The sequence below is a fragment of the Marivirga sp. genome, from assembly GCF_024636815.1.
Taxonomy (GTDB): domain Bacteria; phylum Bacteroidota; class Bacteroidia; order Cytophagales; family Cyclobacteriaceae; genus Marivirga.
Map to the genome: position 1 here is coordinate 1 of NZ_JAGXGF010000018.1, position 23165 is coordinate 23165.

23 protein-coding genes are annotated in these 23165 nt (G+C 34.6%); 10 read left to right on the plus strand and 13 right to left on the minus strand.

Going from position 1 to position 23165, the window contains the following annotated elements; translation table 11 throughout:
* Positions 1-319 precede the first annotated feature (319 nt).
* The 6 genes from Q0L29_RS01530 to Q0L29_RS01555 all read right to left on the minus strand — a co-directional run bounded on the left by Q0L29_RS01530 (position 320) and on the right by Q0L29_RS01555 (position 5797).
* A complete protein-coding gene (locus tag Q0L29_RS01530; protein ID WP_296618499.1) occupies positions 320-985 on the minus strand; it encodes a phosphoribosylanthranilate isomerase in 666 nt (221 codons plus the stop codon).
* 28 nt (positions 986-1013) lie between these two features.
* Positions 1014-1835 (minus strand): indole-3-glycerol phosphate synthase TrpC, encoded by an 822-nt coding sequence (trpC, locus tag Q0L29_RS01535; RefSeq protein ID WP_296618500.1) that lies wholly within the window; start codon positions 1833-1835, stop codon positions 1014-1016.
* Positions 1836-1985: 150 nt separating this feature from the next.
* Positions 1986-2972, minus strand: a complete 987-nt coding sequence (gene trpD, locus Q0L29_RS01540) for an anthranilate phosphoribosyltransferase (RefSeq protein WP_296618501.1) — start codon at positions 2970-2972, stop codon at positions 1986-1988.
* Positions 2973-3164: 192 nt separating this feature from the next.
* Positions 3165-3737: an aminodeoxychorismate/anthranilate synthase component II gene (locus Q0L29_RS01545; protein WP_296618502.1), complete on the minus strand. Its 573-nt coding sequence runs from the start codon at positions 3735-3737 to the stop codon at positions 3165-3167.
* A gap of 9 nt (positions 3738-3746) precedes the next feature.
* Positions 3747-5156 (minus strand): anthranilate synthase component I family protein, encoded by a 1410-nt coding sequence (locus Q0L29_RS01550; RefSeq protein ID WP_296618503.1) that lies wholly within the window; start codon positions 5154-5156, stop codon positions 3747-3749.
* Between the two features lie 416 nt (positions 5157-5572).
* Positions 5573-5797, minus strand: a complete 225-nt coding sequence (locus tag Q0L29_RS01555) for a 30S ribosomal protein THX (protein ID WP_296618504.1) — start codon at positions 5795-5797, stop codon at positions 5573-5575.
* Between the two features lie 138 nt (positions 5798-5935).
* Between Q0L29_RS01555 and Q0L29_RS01560 the strand changes: the two genes are divergently transcribed.
* The 6 genes from Q0L29_RS01560 to Q0L29_RS01585 all read left to right on the plus strand — a co-directional run bounded on the left by Q0L29_RS01560 (position 5936) and on the right by Q0L29_RS01585 (position 12802).
* A complete protein-coding gene (locus Q0L29_RS01560; protein ID WP_296618505.1) occupies positions 5936-6907 on the plus strand; it encodes a calcium/sodium antiporter in 972 nt (323 codons plus the stop codon).
* 121 nt (positions 6908-7028) lie between these two features.
* Complete coding sequence (locus tag Q0L29_RS01565) at positions 7029-7730, plus strand: peptidase-C39 like family protein (RefSeq protein WP_296618506.1); 702 nt, start codon at positions 7029-7031, stop codon at positions 7728-7730.
* Positions 7727-9190, plus strand: coding sequence for a RimK family protein (locus tag Q0L29_RS01570; protein WP_296618507.1), 1464 nt, complete (start codon positions 7727-7729; stop codon positions 9188-9190). The genes Q0L29_RS01565 and Q0L29_RS01570 overlap by 4 nt, the downstream gene beginning before the upstream one ends.
* A 214-nt stretch (positions 9191-9404) precedes the next feature.
* Positions 9405-10640 (plus strand): glutamate-cysteine ligase family protein, encoded by a 1236-nt coding sequence (locus Q0L29_RS01575; protein WP_296618508.1) that lies wholly within the window; start codon positions 9405-9407, stop codon positions 10638-10640.
* Positions 10640-11347, plus strand: a complete 708-nt coding sequence (locus Q0L29_RS01580; RefSeq protein ID WP_296618509.1) for an N-formylglutamate amidohydrolase — start codon at positions 10640-10642, stop codon at positions 11345-11347. The genes Q0L29_RS01575 and Q0L29_RS01580 overlap by 1 nt, the downstream gene beginning before the upstream one ends.
* 573 nt (positions 11348-11920) lie before the next feature.
* The gene (locus Q0L29_RS01585) at positions 11921-12802 is read left to right on the plus strand and encodes an alpha/beta fold hydrolase (protein ID WP_296618510.1); all 882 of its coding nucleotides are present in this window, start codon (positions 11921-11923) and stop codon (positions 12800-12802) included.
* Between the two features lie 140 nt (positions 12803-12942).
* Here the strand turns inward: Q0L29_RS01585 and Q0L29_RS01590 are convergent, their stop codons facing one another.
* From Q0L29_RS01590 to Q0L29_RS01600, 3 genes are read right to left on the minus strand one after another with little or no spacing between them, the layout of a single operon-like run.
* Positions 12943-13158 carry a hypothetical protein gene (locus Q0L29_RS01590; protein ID WP_296618511.1) on the minus strand — a complete coding sequence of 72 codons (216 nt, stop codon included), beginning with the start codon at positions 13156-13158 and terminating at the stop codon, positions 12943-12945.
* Positions 13145-15091 carry a CPBP family glutamic-type intramembrane protease gene (locus tag Q0L29_RS01595; RefSeq protein WP_296618512.1) on the minus strand — a complete coding sequence of 649 codons (1947 nt, stop codon included), beginning with the start codon at positions 15089-15091 and terminating at the stop codon, positions 13145-13147. The genes Q0L29_RS01590 and Q0L29_RS01595 overlap by 14 nt, the downstream gene beginning before the upstream one ends.
* A 3-nt stretch (positions 15092-15094) precedes the next feature.
* Positions 15095-15631: a hypothetical protein gene (locus Q0L29_RS01600; protein ID WP_296618513.1), complete on the minus strand. Its 537-nt coding sequence runs from the start codon at positions 15629-15631 to the stop codon at positions 15095-15097.
* 492 nt (positions 15632-16123) lie between these two features.
* On the opposite strand from Q0L29_RS01600, the gene Q0L29_RS01605 reads away from it, so the two are divergent.
* The gene (locus Q0L29_RS01605) at positions 16124-16477 is read left to right on the plus strand and encodes a nuclear transport factor 2 family protein (RefSeq protein WP_296618514.1); all 354 of its coding nucleotides are present in this window, start codon (positions 16124-16126) and stop codon (positions 16475-16477) included.
* 181 nt (positions 16478-16658) lie between these two features.
* Positions 16659-17825, plus strand: a complete 1167-nt coding sequence (locus tag Q0L29_RS01610) for an SAM-dependent methyltransferase (protein ID WP_296618515.1) — start codon at positions 16659-16661, stop codon at positions 17823-17825.
* A gap of 83 nt (positions 17826-17908) precedes the next feature.
* Here the strand turns inward: Q0L29_RS01610 and Q0L29_RS01615 are convergent, their stop codons facing one another.
* From Q0L29_RS01615 to Q0L29_RS01630, 4 genes are all read right to left on the minus strand, one after another.
* Positions 17909-18520: a hypothetical protein gene (locus Q0L29_RS01615; protein ID WP_296618516.1), complete on the minus strand. Its 612-nt coding sequence runs from the start codon at positions 18518-18520 to the stop codon at positions 17909-17911.
* A 297-nt stretch (positions 18521-18817) separates the two neighbouring features.
* Complete coding sequence (locus tag Q0L29_RS01620; protein WP_296618517.1) at positions 18818-19216, minus strand: hypothetical protein; 399 nt, start codon at positions 19214-19216, stop codon at positions 18818-18820.
* A 128-nt stretch (positions 19217-19344) separates the two neighbouring features.
* On the minus strand, positions 19345-19710 hold the full coding sequence (locus Q0L29_RS01625) for a hypothetical protein (RefSeq protein ID WP_296618518.1): 366 nt from the start codon (positions 19708-19710) through the stop codon (positions 19345-19347).
* Complete coding sequence (locus Q0L29_RS01630) at positions 19707-20279, minus strand: sigma-70 family RNA polymerase sigma factor (protein WP_296618519.1); 573 nt, start codon at positions 20277-20279, stop codon at positions 19707-19709. The genes Q0L29_RS01625 and Q0L29_RS01630 overlap by 4 nt, the downstream gene beginning before the upstream one ends.
* Positions 20280-20510: 231 nt before the next feature.
* On the opposite strand from Q0L29_RS01630, the gene Q0L29_RS01635 reads away from it, so the two are divergent.
* Together Q0L29_RS01635 and Q0L29_RS01640 are read left to right on the plus strand one after the other, a co-directional pair.
* Entirely contained in the window at positions 20511-20897 is a 387-nt protein-coding gene (locus tag Q0L29_RS01635; protein ID WP_296618520.1) for a DUF6249 domain-containing protein, read from the plus strand.
* 238 nt (positions 20898-21135) lie between these two features.
* Positions 21136-23165: penicillin acylase family protein (locus Q0L29_RS01640; protein ID WP_296618521.1), on the plus strand; the 2030-nt coding region annotated here is incomplete at its 3' end.

The following is a 23165-nucleotide window of genomic DNA, read 5'->3' on the forward strand; positions in this document are numbered from 1 at the left end:
AAGTTTTCCCCTTTCCGCCTATAAACAGCGATTTTCTTCCTAAAAACCCCTTGCAATAGCCTGCTATTGTTTCAGAATTTTTAGTTGAAACTCACTATTTATAGACGTTCTGAATCCTAAATAAGAATCGAACTCAGGTTAGTACAGAGATATTCACTTCATATTTCCAATTATTTCAATTTTTCTTATTATTAAATTTTAGGTTATAAGTCTTAAGTACCTCTCTTCCATCTTCCCACTTCTAACTCCCAACTTTTATACTTCAACCTTATTTCCAATTAATTCAATTGAGTACTTATTGTTTCAGTTTTGAATCTATCTAGCCTAGCTCTACTGCCCCACCCCCCCCTTTGGGGGCTAGGGGGGCCAACACATGCTTCACTTTACTCACATCCTTCAACCCTGGCTCTAACTCCAATTTGCTGTTAAAGTCCAATCCATATAGATTTTTTGAATTAAAGTTGCTGATTTCTTTCATATCGTCTACTCCTAAACCACCGCTAAGGAAAAACGGTTTTTTTATTTTACTTTTTTCCAAAACTTCCCAGTTGAATTTCACTCCATTTCCACCAGGTAATTTTCCTTTGGTATCGAATAAAAAGTAATCGGCTTCTGAATATTTATTTAAAACTTTAGGATCAAAATCATCATCAACAGAAACCACTTTAATAACTTCTAAACCTTCATTTCTAAGTGCTCTCACAGTTTCTGCAGACTCATTTCCATGTAACTGAACAACATCAAAATAACCTCTATCGGCATAGCTCAAGATTTTATCAGTAGTCTCATTTACAAAAACACCTACTCTTTCGGTTTCGCCAAAATTCAGTTTTATGATTTCTTTCATTTGAGATTCAGATACATATCGAGAAGATTTTTCATAGAAAATAAAGCCTAAATAATCAGGCTCAAATTCTAAAATCTCATGTATATTTTCCTTTTCCCGCATTCCGCAAATTTTTATTCTTAAATCTTGCTTATCCATATCTAAAATATAGTTTTAATTCTAAATTTTAAACAGTCTGATTACCTGCTTCGCTAGCGATTAAATTTTTTACTTGCTGAGAAAATCGTTGACATGCTTTCCCTGGTTCACTACTCTTCATAAAAGAAGTTCCAATTAAAAAGCCGTCAAAACCCGCTTTTTTCATGTTCATTACGTCTTCTGGAGTTTTCAATCCACTTTCAGCTATTTTTGGAACTCCCTCTGGCAATTGATTAGCCAGCTTCTTTGCCACTTCTAAATCTGTATTGAAGCTTTTCAAGTCACGGTTATTGATTCCTACTAAATCAGCAAAATTACCATAATGCGAATCTAATTCGTCCTGATTGTGCACTTCCAGTAAAACTTCCATCCCCAATTCATGGGCTAAAGAAGCTAAATCCTGGCATAATGATTTATCAATCATGGCTGCAATCAGTAAAATAGCGTCTGCTCCGTGGGCTTTAGCTTCATAAACCTGATAAGGGTCTAGCATAAAATCCTTGCGAAGAATAGGGCAATAATTGAATTTACGAGCGATTTCCAAATCCTTTAGACTTCCTCCAAAAGAAGGTTCATCTGTTAAAACCGACAAAGCACTCGCTCCACTTTGCATATATCCAATAGAAACTTCCTCCACAGAAATATGCGCGTTAATCTTTCCCTCTGAGGGAGATTTTCTCTTGATCTCCGCTATAATTCCAGTTTTAGTTTCATCCATTACATAGGATTTCAAGGAGACCGGCTTTGATTTAAAATAGAGCTTCTGCTTCAAAAATTCCACCGGAAAAAGCTTCTGACGCTCTGCTACTTCTGCTTTTTTATATTCTGCTATTTCTTGTAGTATATTCATTTCTTTTATTTTAATAGATTCTAGAAATAAGTTCCTAGACCCTCTCATATTTCTATTTTATTTCTACCTTACTTCCAATTATTTCAATTTACTTCCGGTCTGACCTGCGGTACTGACCTAAGTGCTAGCTTCCGATTCCCCCTTTGGGGGTCAGGGGGCTAATTTCTTAAATACCCCATAAGCCTTACCTGATTCAACGGCTTCCTTAGCTGCTGAAGTTGCATCTTGTAAACTTTCATATTTCCTAGCTGCCTGAAGTGCTAACGCGCTATTAGCATAAACCACTGAATTCTGAGCTTTTGTCCCTTCTCCTTTCAAAATATCAGTAAAGATTTTGGCAGCTTCTTCTATGGTTTCCCCTCCATGAATTTCTTCAGCTTTGATTTGCTCCAATCCAAAATCAACAGGCTTTAAGATTTGCTCTCCTTTAGATGAAAACACTTTGGTTTCTCCTGTAAGAGAACATTCATCATATCCTTCCAAATCATAAACCACACTGTATTGTGTATCGGTCTCTTGAAATAAATAAGAATAAATTCGTGCTAATTCATGACTAAAAACTCCAGCCATTTGCTTCTTAGGCAAAGCTGGATTTACCAAAGGACCTAACATATTAAAGAAGGTTTTTACACCTAACTCTTTACGAATTGGACCTACAAAACGCATAGCCGGGTGAAATTTAGGAGCATGCAAAAAGCAAATACCACTTTCATCTAATTGCTTCTCTAGGCCAGATTGCTCATTGGTAAATTCATAACCAAAGTGCTCCAACAAATTGGAACTTCCGCATTTGGAAGACACACCATAATTACCATGCTTCACTACATTTTGTCCGCATGCCGCTACTACAAATGCTGACATGGTACTGATGTTAAAAGTGTTTTTTCCATCTCCGCCTGTTCCGCACAAATCCATTCCATCATAGGCTGACAAATCAATTGGCACTCGTAATTCCATTAATCCATCACGGAAACCAGCTAATTCCTCCACCGTAACCGGTCGGATCATAAAAAGCGTCATAAAAGCCGCCAATTCTGAATTGTTAAATTCCCCCTGACCAATCCGCAAGAAAATAGCTTTTGCCTCGTCTTTTGTTAGCGTATTATATTGTGATAATCTATTTATTAGTTCTTTCATTTTTTTTAGTCTTAAGTTTTAAGTACTAAGTTCTAAGCATTAAGTTATAAGTAATATGTTTATAGTATCGAGTATCTAGAAAAACTTCTAACTTCGATCTTCCAACTACATATTTCTATTTATATCAACTTTAATTCAATCTATTTCCTCCCCAATTTCCTTCTTCCCACTACAAATCTCCCCCTTTGGGGGTTAGGGGGCTTGGGCTATCCAATTCCTCAACATCCTCCCTCCTTCAGGCGTCATCACAGATTCTGGATGAAACTGCAATCCGCAGACGTCATATTCTTTATGCTGAACTGCCATAATTTGTCCATCATCAGAGCGGGCTAAGATTTCCAAATCTGATGGAAAGTCTATTTCATCTATTACCCATGAATGATATCTTCCTATGCTTATTTCTTTTTCTACTCCTTCAAATAAATAATGATTATCAAGTTTTGCTTTGCTTTGAATACCGTGCATAACAGGCTGTATGTTCAAAAGTTTGCCTCCAAAAGCTTGTCCAATTGCCTGATTCCCAAGGCAAATACCTAAAATTGGCTTTTCAGCCGCATACCTTTTTATCAAATCCAACATAATTCCTGCATTTTCAGGAACGCTCGGTCCTGGAGAAAGCAAAATTTTATCATATTTGGATATTTCCTCCAATGTAACCTTATCATTTCTGATCACATCTATTTCCACATCAAGCTTTTGTTGCCTTATAACCTCCACCAAATTGTAAGTGAAGGAATCATAATTATCGAGTAATAATATCTTCATTTCCTTCTCTTATTTTTGGTGTTGATCAAATAGATTCTCTGCTTTTTCCATAGCTTTTCTCAAAGCGAAAAGTTTATTGTGCACTTCCTGTAGCTCACTATCAGGATTAGATAAAGCGACAATTCCAGCTCCTGCTCTGTAATTCAATTTATTACCTTTGCTGACGAATGAACGAATGACAATAGCATGATTTAAGTTTCCATTCAAACCAATTAAACCTACTGCACCACCATATAAACCTCTGCCAGTTGGCTCATATTTATTAATTAATTCCAGCGCTTTGTATTTTGGTGCCCCGCTCAATGTTCCTGCTGGAAATGTATCCGCCAATAATTTTACTGCTGATTTCTCCGGAACATCTGCCGTAACTTTACTTACTAAGTGAATTACATGAGAATAAAATTGAATCTCTTTATAAACCTCCACTTTTACATTCTCACCATGCTTGGATAAATCATTTCTCCCTAAATCAACCAGCATGGTATGCTCAGCATTTTCTTTTTCATCATTCAGTAATTGCTCTGCTAATTTTGCATCAGCCTGATCATCTCCGCTTCTTCTATAAGTTCCTGCTATTGGATTCACATAGGCTTTATTGCCTTTCACTCCTACCTGAGCTTCTGGTGAGGAGCCGAATAATTTATAATCGCCATAATCAAAATAAAACAGATAAGGAGAAGGATTTAAAGAACGAAGTGCACGGTAAACTGTGAATTCATCACCTTTAAACTGCTGCGAAAAGGCTCGAGAAAGCACCATTTGAAAAACATCACCTATTTGAGCATGTTCTATTCCCTTATTGATGATTTTCAAGAATTCCTCATCCGTCATATTAGTTTCTTCTTCACCAACCTTCTGGAACTTAAATTGTGGTACTGAACGATTTAAAATTACCTGCACTAAATCATTACGATCGAAATCATAAGTTTTATCAAGCTGATGTTCGAAAACATACAACTCATCTTTGAAATGATCAAAAACTAAAACGAATCTATAGAAATGATAACGTAGGAATGGAATATCTTCCTGCACTTTTTCAAAATAAATATCCTCAAAATACTGAACACCATCAAAGCCAGTTGCTCCGAAAAATCCACTTTCCTCAAAATCTTCCTGGGGGAATAAGTCATCTGCCTGAAATTGATTAATGAAAGATTGCAATTTCTCAGGTAAGTCTAATTTACTCTCCAATTTTTCGGTTTTGCTCACCCCTTCAATCTCGGTATAAAATGTATCTTCAGTTGCTTTTACTTCAGCGATAGACTGTACTCCTATATAGGAAAAGCTATTTCTTCTGGTATGATAATCAGAACTTTCCATCAAAAAAGTATGAGGAAATTGATCCCTCAGTCGAAGGTATAGCGCCACCGGAGTGAATGAATCTGCCGGCAGTTTAATGTGTGATTTCTGTATTTTCATTTATGCTTTATTTTAGATTTAAAACCTGTCAGGTTTCTGTATTCAAATAAATAATATTAATAGCTCATTTAAATTCCGAATTACCCAAATCAAAGCTGACAGGTTTGATTTGGGTTAAAGACATTTTCAAAAAAAAAGGCTTACCGGATGTCCGGTAAGCCTTTTTGTTCGCATTGAGCATGGCATATCCCTTCATCCGATTTTAGATGTTTCTTTGTGCCACCACCATGCGTTATTTAATTTATTTATCATTTTTAATAATTTTTAATCAAAAAAAAACCTCACTTGACAGCGAGGTTTAGAATATTGTATATACCAATGCTGTCTTCTAAATATTAGAAGTCCACCACCAGTTGTTATTTGTATTTCTATTTTGCATTTGCACAAATGTAAACGCCAATTTCAAATAAGCAAAATTATTTATCAGCTTTTTCAGTTTTTTTCTTTGCTGCTGGTTTTTTAGCAGTAGAAGATTTCTTGGCAGTAGTTGTTTTCTTAGCAGTATCGGTCTTTTTCTCAGCTTTGGGTTTAGCAGAGCTTGCTGCTATTTTTTCATTATCAGCATTTGGCCTTGGTCTGGTATTCCCAAAACTTCCCATCGAAATTTTACCCTTCTTGGTTTTTCTATCTCCTTTTCCCATAATTGTATATTTTAATTTCAATTAAATTCCAAAATCTAAAATAAGAATATTTAAACTATTTTGGCAATAATTTATAATTCTTGTTTCTATATAAAAATACTTATACTAACTTGGTCCGCAAACAATTAATCATTCAATTTGGAACTACTTCTAGATACGGCTTTTATTGTATTAGGATTTATCCTACTAATAAAAGGGGCGGATTTTATGGTCAGCGGTGCTTCTTCATTTGCTAAAAGGTTTAATGTATCCGAAATCGCAATTGGCTTAACTATTGTCGCTATGGGTACTTCCGCACCTGAATTAGTGGTCAATTTAGTTTCCGGCTCGCAGGGACTGGATGATGTGGTTTTCGGGAATTTGATTGGTAGCAATATATTTAACCTTTTTCTCATTTTAGGAATAGCCGGGGTAATCAGACCACTTATTGTCCAATCCGAAACAGTTTGGAAGGAAATTCCTTTCAGTATGGCATTAGTAATCATTTTATTTATTATGGTAAATGATGCCTTTTTCTTTGGTAGTGAAGCAAATTCTTCCGGATTAATTGACGGATTCATCCTTTTACTGCTTTTTGTAGCTTTTATTTATTATGTGTTTTATAATGTTAAGAATAATAATCATACAGTAGATCTCCCGAATGAAATTCCTATCCATAGTCATTGGGTAACCTTATTAATGATATTAGGAGGGCTAACTGGCTTAGTTATAGGCGGAAAGCTTGTAGTTGATAATGCTGTGGATATTGCCAGAAGCTTTAATTTAAGTGAGAAATTAATTGGGTTAACCATTATTGCAGCCGGAACTTCCCTTCCCGAATTAGCCACTAGTGCTGTAGCAGCCTATCGCAATAGAGCAGATATCGCGATAGGGAATGTCATAGGCTCCAATATCTTTAACTTGACTTTTATATTGGGTATAAATTCATTGGTAAGACCATTGAATTTCAATACTGAAATGAACTTTGATTTCTATGTATTGATTGGTGGTTCTATACTGCTATTTATATTTATGTTTACCTTGAAAAACAAAAAGCTTGACAGATGGGAAGCTATACTTTTTCTAGTGACGTTCATTGCATATATAAGCTATATTTTCATTCGTAAATGACAGGTATTAACCACTGAAAATCAGTTCTTTAAAATTTATTTTTCAATAAGTCAAAAATAAATTAATTAAAAGAAACTAATCCTAAAATCCAGCGTTATCGATTCAATTTTGAACTACTAAATTGAAAAATAATACACTCCGACTGGACATTTCCAGACAACCCAATGACAGCACTTGCGGACCCACAAGTTTGCATGCTGTTTACAATTACTTTAACGAAGATTTAAGCTTAGAAGAAGTCATTGATTCCATTGAATATTTAGACACTGGCGGTACGCTGGCGGTAATGCTGGGAATTGATTCGCTAAAAAAAGGCTTCCAAGCTGAAATCGTAACTTATAATTTGAAAATTTTTGACCCAAGCTGGTTTCTGGATGAACATGTTAACTTAATAGAAAAGTTAAAAGAGCAACTTAGATTTAAAAAAACACCAAAATTTAAGCAAGCTTCTTTGGCTTATATTCAGTTCCTAGAAAAAGGAGGGAAAATTACTTACAAGACTTTAAACAAAAATTTACTACAGTCCTACTTGATTCAAGATATCCCAATTTTGACAGGACTGAGTGCGACTTATCTCTATAATGAGAAAAGGGAATACGGTGAAGAACCAGTTCTTTATGATGACATTAAAGGACAGCCATCTGGGCATTTTGTGGTTTTAAGTGGAATCAATCATGAAGACAGTACAATTATGGTATCAGATCCTTTGCATGCCAACCCATTTGAAACACAAAATTATTCAGTAGATATGGATCACCTAATCTGTGCTATACTTTTAGGGGTCATCACTTATGATGCCAATTTATTAATTATAAATAAATGAAGATTATTATAACCGTCACTAGCCTAAAAGATTGGGATTTTGACATACAAGACGTAGAAGTTGTCACGGGGAAGCAGTACCTGACTAATCCTATCTATTCCAATTTAAAAAATGCACGTGTTTTTAACCTTTGCAGGGATTACAAATATCAAAATACTGGATATTATGTCTCCTTATTAGCTGCAGCAAGAAAACATAAGGCCATTCCGAGCATCAATACGATTCAGGAAATGAAGACCCTATCTGTTGTGAAAATATTATCAACAGAACTGGATTCATTAATTCAGAAGTCATTAAAAGATATAAAGTCGGAAAAATTTATTCTGAGTATCTATTTTGGTAAAAACCTATCCAAAAAATACGATGGGTTGAGCTTGCAATTATTTAATCTATTTCAGTCTCCATTTATTCGAGCCCACTTTACTTTGAGGGATGGAAAATGGGCCATTCAAAATATTTCACCTATTGCGTCTGGCGACATACCAGAAGACCACCAGGCCTTCGTTGAAGAAGCCACTAAAAAATATTTTGAAGCTAAAAAATTCAGTGTACCTGAACGCACTACGGCTGCTTACTCTATGGCTATTTTATGGGATCCATTGGAGAAAACAGCGCCAAGTTCTGAAAAGACTTTGCAAAAATTCATCAAATCTGCAGGTCAAAAAGGGATTCAGGCTAATTTAATCACCAAAGATGATTATAGCACATTGGCTTCATATGATGCCTTATTCATTAGGGAAACAACGGCTGTAAACCATCATACTTTCCGTTTTGCTCAGCGTGCAAAAGCTGAAGGGCTGGTGGTAGTAGATGATCCGGAAAGCATCATTAAATGTAGCAATAAAGTTTATTTGGCTGAACTTTTAAAAATGTACCAGATTGATGCACCCGAAACGATGATCATCCATAAGGACAACATTAATATAGCGCCTGATGTATTAGGCTTTCCTATTATTCTGAAACAACCGGATAGTGCTTTCAGCCAGGGCGTAAGCAAGGCTGAGAATATGAATGAATACAAAAAGAAAGTAGCCGATTTATTAGAGAAATCTGATCTGATAATAGGACAACAGTTTTTGCAAACGGACTTCGACTGGCGGGTAGGTGTTTTCAATGGAGAGGCAATTTATGCTTGTAAATATTATATGAGTAAAGAGCATTGGCAAATTGTCAATTGGAATAAAAACGGTCAATACGGAAAAGTAGAGACCATGCCCGTGGAAATGGCGCCACCTGCTCTCATAAAAACAGCCGAAAAACTTTCTAAGCTTATTGGGGAAAGTCTTTATGGTGTGGACATCAAACAAAAAGGCAATAAATTCTACGTTATTGAAATCAATGATAATCCAAACATAGATACAGGAGTGGAAGATGCCGTCCTAAAGGATAAACTATACAGTAAAATGATGGATGTATTTTTAAGCCGCATCCAAAAGTCAAAGCAAGTAGTGCTAAATTAGGATGGTCTAGCCTTCTGATAAAAGGAAGCAGGCGTCAACAGGAGTTTTTAGTATAGTAAAAAAGTGATAAACTTGTTATTTTCTGCTCGTATAAATCTGCGAGAACTATTCCCTGGAGGGGGTTATAGGAGTGTCGGCTGGAAAATATGTATGTTATTAAATAGTAGTAAAATCAACTAATAATCATTAGAATAAATAAATTTCATAAAATACCATGGAAGCAATAAAACCAACCAAAACCTACTCCCTATTTGAATGCATCGGAATAGAGCTGGAATATATGATTGTAAATCGCAATACATTAATGCCTGCGCCTATTTCAGATCAATTAATTATAAAAAAATTAGGTCATATCACGGATGAACTGGAAAACGGAACAATCAGCTGGTCGAATGAACTGGTATTGCACGTATTGGAATTGAAAACCACTAATCCTATGCCCGGTGTTGAAGGATTATCGCATGATTTTCATCAAAACATACTAGAAATTAATGAAATCCTGGAGCCTTTGGGTTCACAGTTGATGCCAACTGCTATGCACCCATTGTTTAATCCATTGAAGGATGTTAAACTTTGGCCTCACGAGCGAAATGAAATTTACAGCAGATATAATCAAATATTTGATTGCAAAGGTCATGGCTGGGGAAATTTGCAGAGTATGCATATCAATTTACCTTTTAGTAATGATGAAGAATTCTATTTGCTGCATGAAGCCATCAGGCACATTATACCTTTAATTCCTGCTTTAACGGCCTCCTCTCCTATTGTTGAGGGGCAAAAATCAGAAATACTGGATAATAGATTGGCTTTCTATGAGCAAAACCAAAAGAAAATTCCTTCCATTACTGGAAAAGTAATTCCTGAATCTGTGGCTGATAAAGCAGAATACCAAAAGGTGATCTTTAAAAGAATTTATCAGGATATAGCTCCTTATGACAAAGACAAAAGTTTACAACATGAATGGCTGAATTCAAGGGGTGCTATTGCCCGATTTGATAGAAATGCCATAGAAATCAGAATCATTGATTTGCAGGAATGCCCGGCAGCAGATCTTGCTATAGCCGAATTTGTTGTGCAGGCTCTGAAATTTATCATTCCTTTTATTAAAGATCATAATCCTATTGATGAATATGAGCTCTATGATATTTATAGATCGGCTTTGGAAAAAGGTGGGGAAAGCATCATCGCTAATGAAGAATATCTTAGAATTTTTGATTTAGAGAAAAATGAAAAAGTAAGCATTTCGGATATCTGGAACCATATTTTCAAACTAGTTTATTTATCGGAAGACAAAAAAGCTATTATTCAATACCTATTGGAAAATGGCAACTTATCACAACGCATTTTGGCTAACCTTAAAAACAAAAACTGGTCAGATGAAAACATCAAAAAGGAATATGCGATCTTGGTGGATTGCCTGAAAGAAAACAAACTTTATGAACTAAGGTAATGACTAAGTTTATATTCAGCTGTGAGCATGGGGGTTATGAAATCCCTGAACTTTATCAATCCTTTTTCTCAGGACAAAAAGAGGTATTGCAAAGCCATAGAGGCTGGGATAAAGGCAGTTTGGAAATAGCCAAATATATCAGCAGAAGAGCTGACAGTAAACTGATTTCTAATACTTTAAGTCGACTGCTGATTGAATGCAACCGAACTTTGCAGCATGAAGAATTATTTTCTGAATTTTCTAAAAAGATGTCTGAAGAAATCCGGGAACAGCTGATAAAAGAGTATTATTTACCCTACAGAAATTCATTGGAAAGAAAGATAGAACAACACTTACATCAGCAAAACAAAGTGATTCATCTCTCTTTTCATAGTTTCACGCCTGTGTTAAATGGCGAAGTTCGCAAAACGGAGATTGGAATTTTATTCGATCCTGACAATAAGCCAGAGCAAAAATTTGCCGAAGCCTGGAAAGCAAGCATAGAAGAAAAAATGGATACCTGGAGAGTAAAATTCAATTACCCCTACAAAGGAACCGATGATGGGCTGACTACTTATTTCAGGGGTAAATACAAAGAAAATTATGCTGGTTTAGAACTGGAAGTCAATACTAAATTAATGGATATTTATCCAATGCATCAAATCAGCAATTGGGTCTTCCCACCTATTTCTTACCACAAAGGTCATAAGGATTACAAGAAAGCCTAAGGCTTTGGATATAACCACAAAGGTCTCGGAGATTTCACAAAGTTTCACGGAGATATAATTACGAATTATGAATTAGGTCGTTCCAGCCATCATTGCAAGGAACAAAGTAATCTGAGGTAAAATATTTAATAATTAGAGAATTTCTAATTTGATCTAGATAGCTCCAACCGTCATTGCGAGTGCAACGAAGCAATCTTAAGCTAGTAAAACCTAGAGATTGCTTCCCCCTATAGGGTTCTGACTATCATCAGACAGGTTCGTAATGATGATTTTTTCTACCTTAATACTATCCTATACATTTTCTGGACAAGTTATGGTTAAATAAAAAGCCTTTGACTTTCCTTCCGTGGCCTTTGTGAAAGCCTTAGAGTACCTTCGTGGTTAAACAAAAACAGCCTTCCCGAATACGGGACAGGTTGGCAATTATTTGTTTTCTTTTGCCTCTTTTGCGGTAAATAAAAAGCTTTAGCCTTCCCTCCGTGTCCATTGTGAAAGTCTTAGAGTAACTTAGTGGTTATAAAAAAATCTTGTGGTTTATTATGCATGCCTACTAATTTTTATATAATTTCAAGCATGCAATCAGAAAGTCTATTTATTGAAAAGGAAAACTACAAACTTCACCTCAAGCGATTTTATACCACAGAGAATGCCCCTTCCATACTTTTAGTCCACGGCAGCATTGAAGACGGCAAAATATTCTATTCCAAATCAGGTAAAGGCCTAGCTCCTTTCTTGGCTGAAAATGGTCTTGATGTTTTTGTGGCTGACTTAAGAGGCAGAGGAAAAAGCAAGCCCCATCCGAGCCGAGATAATAATTTTGGAATAGAGTCTGCATTTGAAGAAGACATTCCTGATTTCATTGAAAAAATAAAGAATATTACTGGAAAAGAACCCGATCATTGGATTTCCCACAGCTGGGGAGGTGTGCATTTAATGGCATATTTGGCAAAAAATGAAGCTCCAACTTTAAAATCTATGGTCTTTTTTGGAAGCAAAAGAGATATACGCGTTCAGAATTTAAAAAAGTGGTTGATTGTGGATTTAATATGGTTTGGCTTCTGTACATTCCTTGCTAAAACTAAAGGTTATCTACCCGCTAGACAGTACAAAATTGGCAGTTCCGATGAAGCTAAGGACTACTTTTTGGAAGTGAACAAATGGGTGCGGTCTCGCGACTGGAAAGATCTTAGAGACGGCTTTGATTATGCAACCGCCCTGCAAAGCAAAACACTACCGCCTATTCTCTCTATCACAGGTGCCAATGATAAACAAATAGGTCACCCAGTAGACTGCAGGCGATTACTAAAAGAAATAGGTGATCAGGACAACTTTACCTTCAAAGTAATAGGCAAAAAGCAAGGCTATAAAAATGATTATGATCACATTAATTTACTAACGCATAGAGATGCTAAAGAAGATCATTTTCGGGAGGTTCTTGATTGGTTGAGGAATTGAAACTTAGCACGCGTTTAGCTTCGCAACGCGTGCTATGGAGGGACAGCGGGGTAGAGGGTAGGCTCCGTAGGTGTCTACTTATGGTAACTTAAATCGCCAACCCTAAGCTCCGTAGGAGCGACCTTACCGCTTAGATGCCTTTAATAAAATCCAAATAAAATTAAAGCAAATAAAGCTATTGAATAGCCTAAGAAGTCATAAGTGTATTTTTTTTCTAAAGTTAATCCTTTATTAACTAACCATAGCCAAAATAGCGCTATGCCACTATGAATCATAAATAATAATACCCAACCGAAATAATCAGGAGTTAGTTTTTTAGTCATATTATTAGTAGATATTTTATCATGAACTTTCATCACAATAATTTTTCAGATCTTCCTTAGCTTCTTCATTTCCTAACCAAGCAGAAGTATTCAAGTTCTCACAACCTTTAATATAATTATCTAAAAAGAAATAAGCATGCGCCAGGTTTAAGAAAAGTCTAGAATCTTCCGGCTTTAATTCTACGGACTTTTCGAACTCTAGTACCGCATTATAATAATTCTCTTTTTGATAATAATTCAACCCTTTTACATAAAAGCGACTTGGGTTTGATGATCCCATCTCAATTGCTTTTGTCATTACTGCATTAGATAAATCGTACTTTTCTAATCCAGAATAGGCCATTGACAACACCTCATATGCTTCTACAAAATCCGAATCTAAGTCTATAGCATGTTCTAAATTTTTAGAGGCTTTATCAAATTCCTTAAGCTTAAGATAAGACCTCCCCAATCCATAATAAATTTTCTTATCGTATTGGTTCTTTTTAAGTGCTTCCTCCAAATCAAGAATTGCAAGTTCAGGCTCATTGATTCCCAAATAGCAATTGCCTCTGTTTAAATATACCCTCGCACTTTCATGATTTTGATTAATAGCAATTGTCAAATCCTCAATGCACCCTTCAAAATATGAAATGTGTTTTGCCGCCATTCCTCTATTACTAATTGCTTGATAAAAATAGGGGGCATATTGAATTGCCTTATCATAATCATTCCATGCACTATCATAAAGTTCTAATCTATAAAGGATATTACCTCTATGATTGTAGAATTTAGAATTTTGGGCTTCTTTTGAGATTGCTATATTAATTATGTCCATTGCTTGTTTATCTGAACCCAGATAATAATATTGACGAGAGATATTGAAATGGTCTTTTGGTCTTTTTTCAGAAACTAAAATTAAAATACTTACAAATAAAACTATACTGCCAAATGCCCACTTTGGTATTCTAATTTTTAATTTTGATTTAAAAAGCCATCCTTCGTTAATCTTTGGAATGCAATAAACAGCTACCAGAATAAATGCCCAGTTGGTATAGACTCCATTTCCGTCATTTATAAATATAGCAGAAATGTTAACTAAGAAATGAAGTAAAACGACCAATGGGAAGTTTCGGAACTTGACATACAGTATGGAAGTAAAATAGGAGTAAAAAAAGATTTTGGTCAGATGTACTATATTAATTTCACCATAATCACTTATCTGACCAGGTATATGGCAGGCTGCAAAAAGAATAGCTACTATTATGAAAATCAACCTTCGGCTTGACTTCTTATCTCCTGCTCTCAGTAATAATTGAGTGAGCAATAACCATTTAAATATTAGCTCTTCCGCAAATGCAACCAAACCCCCAAACCACAAATTTTTAAGGAATTCTCTTGGTGTTTTATCTTCCGCAATTCGTGTGATTGTAATATTATTACCGAAAAGCCATTCCAGACTTGAAAGTATAATCAGTGAAAAGACGAAGACTTTTAGTGCAATAAAAATATGCTCAGACCTTATCTTTAGAAAAGTACTTCTAATTTTTTTTGAACTTATAAAGAGCACAAAAACTAACATTATTTCTATGATATAGGTAATAGCCCCATGTGAAATAATCGTTTGAGTACTCAAATGAATTTTCCTAAATAAGTCTGTTCCTGTTAGGTATGAATCTGAAAGGAATATTAATACAATAAATATTATGGAGAATAAAACCAACAAATCTTTGCGCTGTTTCTTAGACACCATTTTATGCCAAACATGGTATTCGCGTTCAAAGAAGGATGGTTTTTTGGTTTTCTTAGGAGTTTCTGAATTAGAATAATCTACATCAGGAAATGGGTGTTCAAGTTCATATCCTCTTTGTTTAAGAACGTTGTATGCTGCCAACACAGCTTCCTTTTGAAAATGCTCCTTCCTGTTTATTCTATCCAAGAGATTTTCATCAGATAGTTCTTTAAAGCTATCGTAAAATGTACGCAATGCTTAAAGACTTTTAATTCTGAAATAGTCAGCCTTAATACCTGTTCCACCTGCTGTTGCGAATAATCGAAGGTTTGCCCAGCTTTTGGCGGCAAAAGAACCTTGGCCAACTTTCAAATCGTTAACATAAAATTCGAATGAAGTATCTTCAACCCTTAACTCAAGAGTAGTGGGAGTATTATATTCTATAGATAAGTCTTCAAATATTTCATCTACAATTACCCTCCCTGTCTCTTTATTGTAATCATATTCGGAAATATTAACATTACCTTTTCTATTGAGAATGAATTCATAATTCAATGAAGCACTGTAAAGTATAAAGCCATAACCTGCTTCGCTCCCACCATCAATAATTTCAATCGAGGTTGAAAATTGCCAATTTTCTGGTAATGACCACATAAAAGAATTATCTCTAGGACCATTGCTTGAATAGTAACCAAGAGTATTTTCATTAAACTCCTCTTTTAATATATATTCGTTACTTGTATTTGAGTTACATGATATTAAAGTGGATAGAACTATAAGTTGTAATAATTTCATGATAACATTTAGCTTTTATTAAAAAAATCAAAATTCATCCAAATAAACAACTACCAAGAACATTTTGCAAAAGTTGAACTACAGGTTTTGGTTACTGGTGAACTTATAAGGTAAATATAGAAGATAAATGATAAAAAAACATCCTAAGAAAATAGGTGTTAATCGAAAAAACTAAAGAACTGTTCCATCTACAGATTATGTAATGTCCATATTTTTAAAAATTTTGGACAAAAGAAGATTTTAGTATCAAAAAATGGACATAATATGTGTATACGTCCAATTATTGAGAAAAACTGGACATAGCGTAATTTTAGGACGATACAGCCCCTTCCTCTAGTACGCGTTGCGAAGCAAAACGCGTGCTTCTACCCTATTTTGGAATTCCTGGCTATCTTCCTTCAATTGAATCCTAAAAATAAATTCACCATTTTTTAAACCTTTTACTAATTTCCATGTATATACATATATGTACTTACATTAAATATTTAGATTATGACTTTAAGAGAAAAAACACAAGACATTTACAACCTTATAGGTGAAGGAAAATTATTAGATGCATTTGATAAATACTACGGAGAAAATGTAGTCATCACAGAACCAAGAGGAACTTGGGAAGGTAAAAAAGAATGCAGAGTACACGAAGAAGAATTCCTTGGAATGATTAAAGAATTTCATGGAATGGAAGTGAAAGCCATTACTTCTGACGAAGAAGCTGGTGTGGTAATGCACGAAACTTCAATGGATGTTACTTTCCAGGATGGAAACAGAGTGAATATGGAGCAAGTAGGTGTTCAAAGATGGGAAGACGGAAAAATCGTTCACGAACGTTTTTACTACCAAGGTTAATCCTGAAAGAAATCACAGTTAAAAGCAGGCTATTTCAGTCTGCTTTTTTTATTTGTCAGATTTGAAAATATACAAGGTCAATATTTATAAGGAAATTAGCTCGACTAAAAATACTTAAGCTGTCCTTAAATTTAATTTCAATGCGGTTAATTTACTAAGCTTCCGTAGCTTTGCATCTGAGATGAATGATACACAACAATTTTTTCAGGAACTCAAAAAATCCATTAAGGAGGATTCTTTTGTAAAACTTACCATAAGTAAACCCATAAGAAAGTCGGCAGATTTAGAAAATGTCTACCTGCGCGAAGTTGAGATTAAAAATGAGAAACTAATCTCTTTTACCTATCGCTTTAAAACGAATGATCAAGTAAAAAACTACACTCTCAAAGAAGCTGTTGAGGAATTAGAGCAGCTATTGCAAAATTCATTTCGTATTGTCACCCTATTCACTTTGGAGAAAGATATTGCCATCCGATTCAATAAAAAGGGGAAAGCTACTATTACAAATAATCCACCCACCTTCAACGATAAGCTGCCTGTAGATCACGACAAACAAAAAGTAAAGCGCGCTTCCGAAAGCGAGTTTTTATTTCATTTGGGGATAAAAGACAAGCAAGGAAATGTAATTCCTAAAATGGCGGATAAGTTTAGACAGATTAACAAATACTTAGAGATCATTGATGGTTTGCTCAAATCCACAGATCTTCCAAAGAAAATCAATATCGTGGATATGGGATCTGGTAAAGGGTATTTAACCTTTGCGCTCTATGATTTCTTGCACAATACCCGAAAGCTCGATGTACAAGTTACAGGTATAGAGCTAAGAGAAGAACTTGTCACCTATTGTAATGAGATAGCCAAAAAGTGTGAATATCATAATCTGTCCTTTGTTTCAGAAAGGATAGAAAACTATGATGAGGCAAAAATAGATATATTGATTGCATTACATGCCTGCGATACCGCTACGGACGATGCCATTTATAAAGGTTTAGTATCTAAATCTTCATTAATTATATGCGCTCCTTGCTGTCATAAGCAGGTTCGACAAAGTGTAAAAGGAACCGCTCAGGAAAATCCCATTCTAAAATATGGTATTTTCAAAGAACGTCAATTTGAAATGGTAACCGACACAATTCGTGCATTGCTATTGGAGAAGAACCAGTACAACACCAAAGTATTCGAATTTATCTCAAACGAACATACACGAAAAAATGTGATGCTGGTAGGTTCAAAGGCAAGTAAAGCACCCAATACAGAAGCCATTGATGCTAAAATTAAAGGATTAAAAGAGGATTTCGGTGTAGCTGAACATTATTTAGAGACACAATTAGAGAAGGGTTTTAAATAAAAAAAACCTCTTTTTTATCTGAAATCCTTCCTTTATATAACCTCCCAATCGAAATATTTGATGCTACCAGTATCCCATCTACTCTATTTCTGAACAAGTTTAGCACGAATGGGAGAATAGCCCATATTAGACAATCCAATGATGCCGTAAACAGTTTGATTGGGAGGAATTGTTTTATCGATAAAAGAAAAGGCATATAAATCCTGAAGTAACTTTTTATTTGATCCGATAGAGGTTAATAAATTACCAGCCGTAAGTACGGGGCCTAAAACCCAACCAACAGGAAATGAACCACCGTCCTCTGTGACCAATTGCAAACTTGTAAATAACAGATAAAACAAATAACCGGTAGGAATCTGCTTAATTTTATTTTGAATGATAACCGGACTCATAGGATCGATCGGTACATTTCCGTGATAGAAAGTAATATCATCATTTACACTCAAACTAGAATCGGTATTGTTTGTAAGCCTAACAGCTACTAAGTTAATATTGGCTTCATAGGCTTTTCGAGTATATTTCTTATTACTCGTTTTCTCTAAAATATCGTATTCATAGGCCAGCGGTAAATCTTCAAAGGTTGTTCCGTTTTTATACTTAATTATTTGTGGGTCGATTGATTTAAAATTTCCTGCACATCCACTAAGCACAAAAAATCCCACTATTGACATTAGGGTAAACTTAAATAATTTCATCAAAATTCAATTTTAGGTGAATAGAAAACTAAAAAATGAAGAAAAATCTTTACTGAGAAAGGAGTATTCTTTAGGTTTTAGTTAAAAAATATTAAACCGTAAACTTATATATTTTGCAATAAATTAAAAACTAAAAGTTTAAAAATTATGAATTAGTGTTTTTTGATAAATCGGCTGCTAAGATCAAATAAGCTGTATTAAGAAGACATAAATATAATTAGTACAATAAATCATAGGTGAAAAAATCAGCTATAGAAAAAAGTATTAAACTGAATTACAAAGTGTTTGAAGTAATTATTAATCACAGCGGAAACCGTCATCGGTTTCAAAGCAAGGCTTGCATATTCCATTTATCAAGGAATCTTTTGAAGGGAATAATAACATACAAACAGGACCACCTTCCAATTCAAAAAGTTCTGTTTTTCTTTCACTTAATTGGTTAAAGAGATCTTCCAGATAAACTGTATCTATATTTTTAATACCATAAACTAAAATTGGACCACAACTATTTCCACCTGCAATATATTTTGTTCTGCAATCTGCAGAAGTTTCACCTGTTGAATTAGCTATAATTTGATTGATTTCCTCTTTTAGTCTATTTATTTCAATTTTTAATTCTTCTGTGGAAAGTTCCTCATCGGGGCTACAAGCAAACATTAAACTTAAAAATAAAATGGCAATCTGTAATTTTCTCATATTTAACAGACACAACTTTAAGTGGAAAAGTTGAAAACTATATTTTTTTTAAACATATATTTTAGAAATCCTCAAAAGAAGTGAATCCTACTTTAGCTTCAGAATGGGAATGCATATGAAAATTAACTTTAAGCGCTGAGATTCGATTTTTCCCACCAAATCCAGGCCCAAAAGCCAGAAACAATTGCTAAAGAGGCCACTAGCCAACTGAAATGGATATTAAAACTAATCCATGAAGTTTTTATTTCAGGTATAGAAAAAGCAAAATCGTATGAACTGAATTGTGAATCAGTCAGGAAAAATGAAGCGCACAACAATCCTAAAAAAACCAACGGAATCAGATAAGCCACAATAGAGCTGTTTCCTTTCATAGAAAGTCGTTTTTTGGAAGCTTCCAAAGCTTCAATCTTGCGGATAGTCTTTGTTGAAAACCCATAAGAAGGCCCTTCAACACTATCTTCCAATAACTTTTTAATCTTCTGATCTTCCATCATCTTATGCTTTCTAATTCATTTTTCAATAGTTGTTGCAGCTGCACTTCCAAACGCTTTCTGGCTCTGTGGAGTTGCACCTTTACCGTATTTTTACGGATACCCGTAATCTCTTCGATTTCCTTTAAGTCACACTCATTTTGATAATAAAGTGTCAACAAAGTATTTTCTTGAGGGCTGATTTTAGCTAAAGCTTTTTGGATAAAATCTTTTCGTTCTGCATCTAACAATTGTTTCATCCCATGGTCACTAATAGACCCCCCAATTTTATCATCTTCGAGTTCTTCTGTAAATCCTTTACGTTTATTAGCCGAAATTTTATTTAAGCTATTGTTATAAGTAATTCTATAAAGCCAAGTACTGAATTTTGAATTTCCTTTAAATGACTTTATTCGTTTATAGGCTTTTACGAAACTATCCTGCGCCACTTCCTCAGCATCTTCCCTATTCTTGATAATCCTAAAAGCCAAATTGAAAACTTGCTTTTCATAAAGTAAGATAACTTCATTAAAGGCATGAATTTCCCCTTGCTTTACTTTCTGGATGATATTGAGAATTGCTTTTTCTTTCACTTATATTTAGTTCCGTTCTTTTGACAAGTTGAAAGTCATGGCGGTTACAACTATTTAAAATTAATCATAAAAATTAGCTTTCATATAAAAAAATAAAAGCGTTTAAGTGCATCTTTCTCCCTTATGATTCCAAATCGGGTTTTAAAAGAAATTAAAAGAAGAGCTGTAACCACTTCGCCATTTCGCTTGTCCAAAGGCTGTAAATCAAATTTAAACGTTAAACTCATTTTTATGGAAACTGTCATAACATTTATTGCCTTATTTGCCATGATTTTTGGCATCAGTTATTATTCACTTTATACCAGAAATAAAGAAAGATTAGCACTTATTGATGCTGGAGCTAATGCATCTATTTTTCAAATAAACCAGAATAAAGGAAAGACACATCCTATATATAGTATTGCTTTAGTTATTGGGATGTTAGGAATGGGGATAGGATTAGGAATTATATTTGCTTTTCTAATTGAGCATTCATTGGATTGGGGGCCAGCAAATCGTTATAATAATAGAAATGAGGAATTTTTATATATTTCTGGAATTTTCATCTTCGGAGGATTGGGTTTAGTAGGTTCCTTCTTAACTTTAAGATGGCTCGATAAAAAAGATGAAGAAAAATAGTTAATCCTAAATTATATCGCTCAAATAAAGCCAAGGTGATATCCATTACAAAATGATATTAATCTTGGCTTTTTACTTTTAAACTATATTGTCTTATTTCAGGAAAAACTTAGCTAATTCCCACCTTTTTGATATCTGTACATAAGTTTTAAAGTTCCTATATAATTTTTATAGCTATCTATTATATTATAAATCCAATTTTTTATACATTAGGCGGTGATTTAAAGCTTCATTCCCTATGAATTTCATAAAATTTATTTTCCCCTTTCTAATTTCCCTGGCTTTGGTTATAGGACTCCATAATAAATGGGGGCAAGTTCCGCCATTGGGTAAATTTCTAGATCCATACAATGGTTTTTGGGCTAATTCTGAAAATCAGGACATTTCATTTGAGGAAAGTCCAACTATAGAAGGACTTAATGAAACCGTGAGCATTTATTACGATTCCATACTCGTTCCGCATGTTTACGCCAGCAATGATCATGATTTATATATGGCTCAAGGCTATGTTACCGCTCAAAATCGATTATGGCAAATGGAATTTCAAACGCATGCTGCAGGCGGAAGAGTTTCTGAAATTATTGGGAAAGATGCTTTAGATTTTGATCGGTACCAAAGAAGAAATGGCTTACTCTATGGAGCAGAGAAAGCAGTAAAAATGATGTCGGAAGACTCCATTGTCGGCCCTATGTTAGATGCATATACTGAAGGAGTAAATAAATATATTGAATCACTTAATTATAAAGACTTACCATTAGAATATAAATTATTGGACTATAAACCTGAAAAATGGTCTACTTTAAAATCAGGTCTATTGTTGAAATATATGGCTAATGACTTAGCTGGAGGAGATAGCGATGCTGAAAACACCCAACTATTAAAAATGTTAGGGAAAGAAAGATTTGATTTCTTATTCCCGGACAGATATAAAGATTTTGATCCTGTAATTCCAAAAAGTAAGGTATGGGATTTCGAAGCGGAAACCGTAGAAAGACCTGATTCCCTTGAATTTCCTTTAGTCTTTCCGAATGATAAAGCCCCACAGCCTGATCCACAAAATGGAAGTAACAATTGGACTGTTCATGGCAGCAAAACCTCAACAGGAAAACCAATGCTGGCAAATGATCCTCATTTAGGTTTAAATTTACCTTCTATTTGGTATGTAATGCACCTAAACTCCCCTTCTGTTAATGTTTATGGCTCTACACTTCCTGGAGCATTAGGCATAATTATTGGTTTTAATGATAAAGTTTCTTGGGGAGTGACCAATGCAACACGAGATGTTAGAGATTGGTATCACATAACTTTCAAAGACGAAGACAAGAAAGAGTATTTCTACAACGATAAATGGTTAAAGACCCAAAAGGTTGTTCAGGAATTTAAAATTCGAGGAGCAGAAGATTTTCATGATACGATTTACTATACCCACCATGGGCCGATTGTATATGATGAAAACTTCAGATCAGAAAATAGTAAAACAAATTTTGCTTTAAGGTGGACGGCTCATGATCCATCTAACGAGCAATTGACTTTCCATTTATTAAACAGAGCAAATAATTATGATGATTATGAGACAGCTCTAACTCATTATGACTGTCCTGCTCAAAACTTTGCTTATGCAGATATTCATGGTGATATAGCCTTATGGATCAATGGTAAATTCCCATTGCGCTGGGAAGAACAAGGTAAATTTATCATGGATGGCTCCAGAGCTGATATGGATTGGGCAGGTTTTATCCCAAGAGAACATAATGCTTTTATGAAAAATCCTGAGCAAGGTTATTTGAGTTCTGCAAATCAGATACCTGTGGATAGTACATATCCTTACTACCATTATGACAGAGGATTTGAGCATTATAGAAACCGAAGATTGAACCAAAAATTAGAAACCTTGCAAAATATCACGGTTGAAGATATGATGAGATTACAGAATGATAATTTCTCACTATTAGCTTCTGATATTTTACCAAGTATATTAGATAGTTTAAATCGAAATAATATGAGTGAAGCAGAAAAAATTGCTTTTGATGCTTTATCTAATTGGAATTTCATGGCAGATCAAAATGCTGTAGCTCCTACTTATTTCGAAATATTATGGAATGATTTATACAGAAATCTTTGGGATGAATTTTATGGATTAGAAACTTCAGTTCGTAGACCGGAGCTACCGGTAACTGTTCAGATTTTAAAGGAAAGTCCTAATGAGAAATTTATAGACATTCAAAAAACTGAGCAAAAAGAAAGCATTACAGACTTATATCAAATGAG

What these genes read in the sequence shown, in the direction of transcription:
- Q0L29_RS01530 (WP_296618499.1), bottom strand. Translation starts at nt 985, where the DNA reads ATGGATAAGCAAGATTTAAGAATAAAAATTTGCGGAATGCGGGAAAAG.
- trpC (WP_296618500.1), bottom strand. Translation starts at nt 1,835, where the DNA reads ATGAATATACTACAAGAAATAGCAGAATATAAAAAAGCAGAAGTAGCA.
- trpD (WP_296618501.1), bottom strand. Translation starts at nt 2,972, where the DNA reads ATGAAAGAACTAATAAATAGATTATCACAATATAATACGCTAACAAAA.
- Q0L29_RS01545 (WP_296618502.1), bottom strand. Translation starts at nt 3,737, where the DNA reads ATGAAGATATTATTACTCGATAATTATGATTCCTTCACTTACAATTTG.
- Q0L29_RS01550 (WP_296618503.1), bottom strand. Translation starts at nt 5,156, where the DNA reads ATGAAAATACAGAAATCACACATTAAACTGCCGGCAGATTCATTCACT.
- Q0L29_RS01555 (WP_296618504.1), bottom strand. Translation starts at nt 5,797, where the DNA reads ATGGGAAAAGGAGATAGAAAAACCAAGAAGGGTAAAATTTCGATGGGA.
- Q0L29_RS01570 (WP_296618507.1), top strand. Translation starts at nt 7,727, where the DNA reads ATGAAGATTATTATAACCGTCACTAGCCTAAAAGATTGGGATTTTGAC.
- Q0L29_RS01575 (WP_296618508.1), top strand. Translation starts at nt 9,405, where the DNA reads ATGGAAGCAATAAAACCAACCAAAACCTACTCCCTATTTGAATGCATC.
- Q0L29_RS01580 (WP_296618509.1), top strand. Translation starts at nt 10,640, where the DNA reads ATGACTAAGTTTATATTCAGCTGTGAGCATGGGGGTTATGAAATCCCT.
- Q0L29_RS01585 (WP_296618510.1), top strand. Translation starts at nt 11,921, where the DNA reads ATGCAATCAGAAAGTCTATTTATTGAAAAGGAAAACTACAAACTTCAC.
- Q0L29_RS01590 (WP_296618511.1), bottom strand. Translation starts at nt 13,158, where the DNA reads ATGAAAGTTCATGATAAAATATCTACTAATAATATGACTAAAAAACTA.
- Q0L29_RS01600 (WP_296618513.1), bottom strand. Translation starts at nt 15,631, where the DNA reads ATGAAATTATTACAACTTATAGTTCTATCCACTTTAATATCATGTAAC.
- Q0L29_RS01605 (WP_296618514.1), top strand. Translation starts at nt 16,124, where the DNA reads ATGACTTTAAGAGAAAAAACACAAGACATTTACAACCTTATAGGTGAA.
- Q0L29_RS01610 (WP_296618515.1), top strand. Translation starts at nt 16,659, where the DNA reads ATGAATGATACACAACAATTTTTTCAGGAACTCAAAAAATCCATTAAG.
- Q0L29_RS01615 (WP_296618516.1), bottom strand. Translation starts at nt 18,520, where the DNA reads ATGAAATTATTTAAGTTTACCCTAATGTCAATAGTGGGATTTTTTGTG.
- Q0L29_RS01620 (WP_296618517.1), bottom strand. Translation starts at nt 19,216, where the DNA reads ATGAGAAAATTACAGATTGCCATTTTATTTTTAAGTTTAATGTTTGCT.
- Q0L29_RS01625 (WP_296618518.1), bottom strand. Translation starts at nt 19,710, where the DNA reads ATGATGGAAGATCAGAAGATTAAAAAGTTATTGGAAGATAGTGTTGAA.
- Q0L29_RS01635 (WP_296618520.1), top strand. Translation starts at nt 20,511, where the DNA reads ATGGAAACTGTCATAACATTTATTGCCTTATTTGCCATGATTTTTGGC.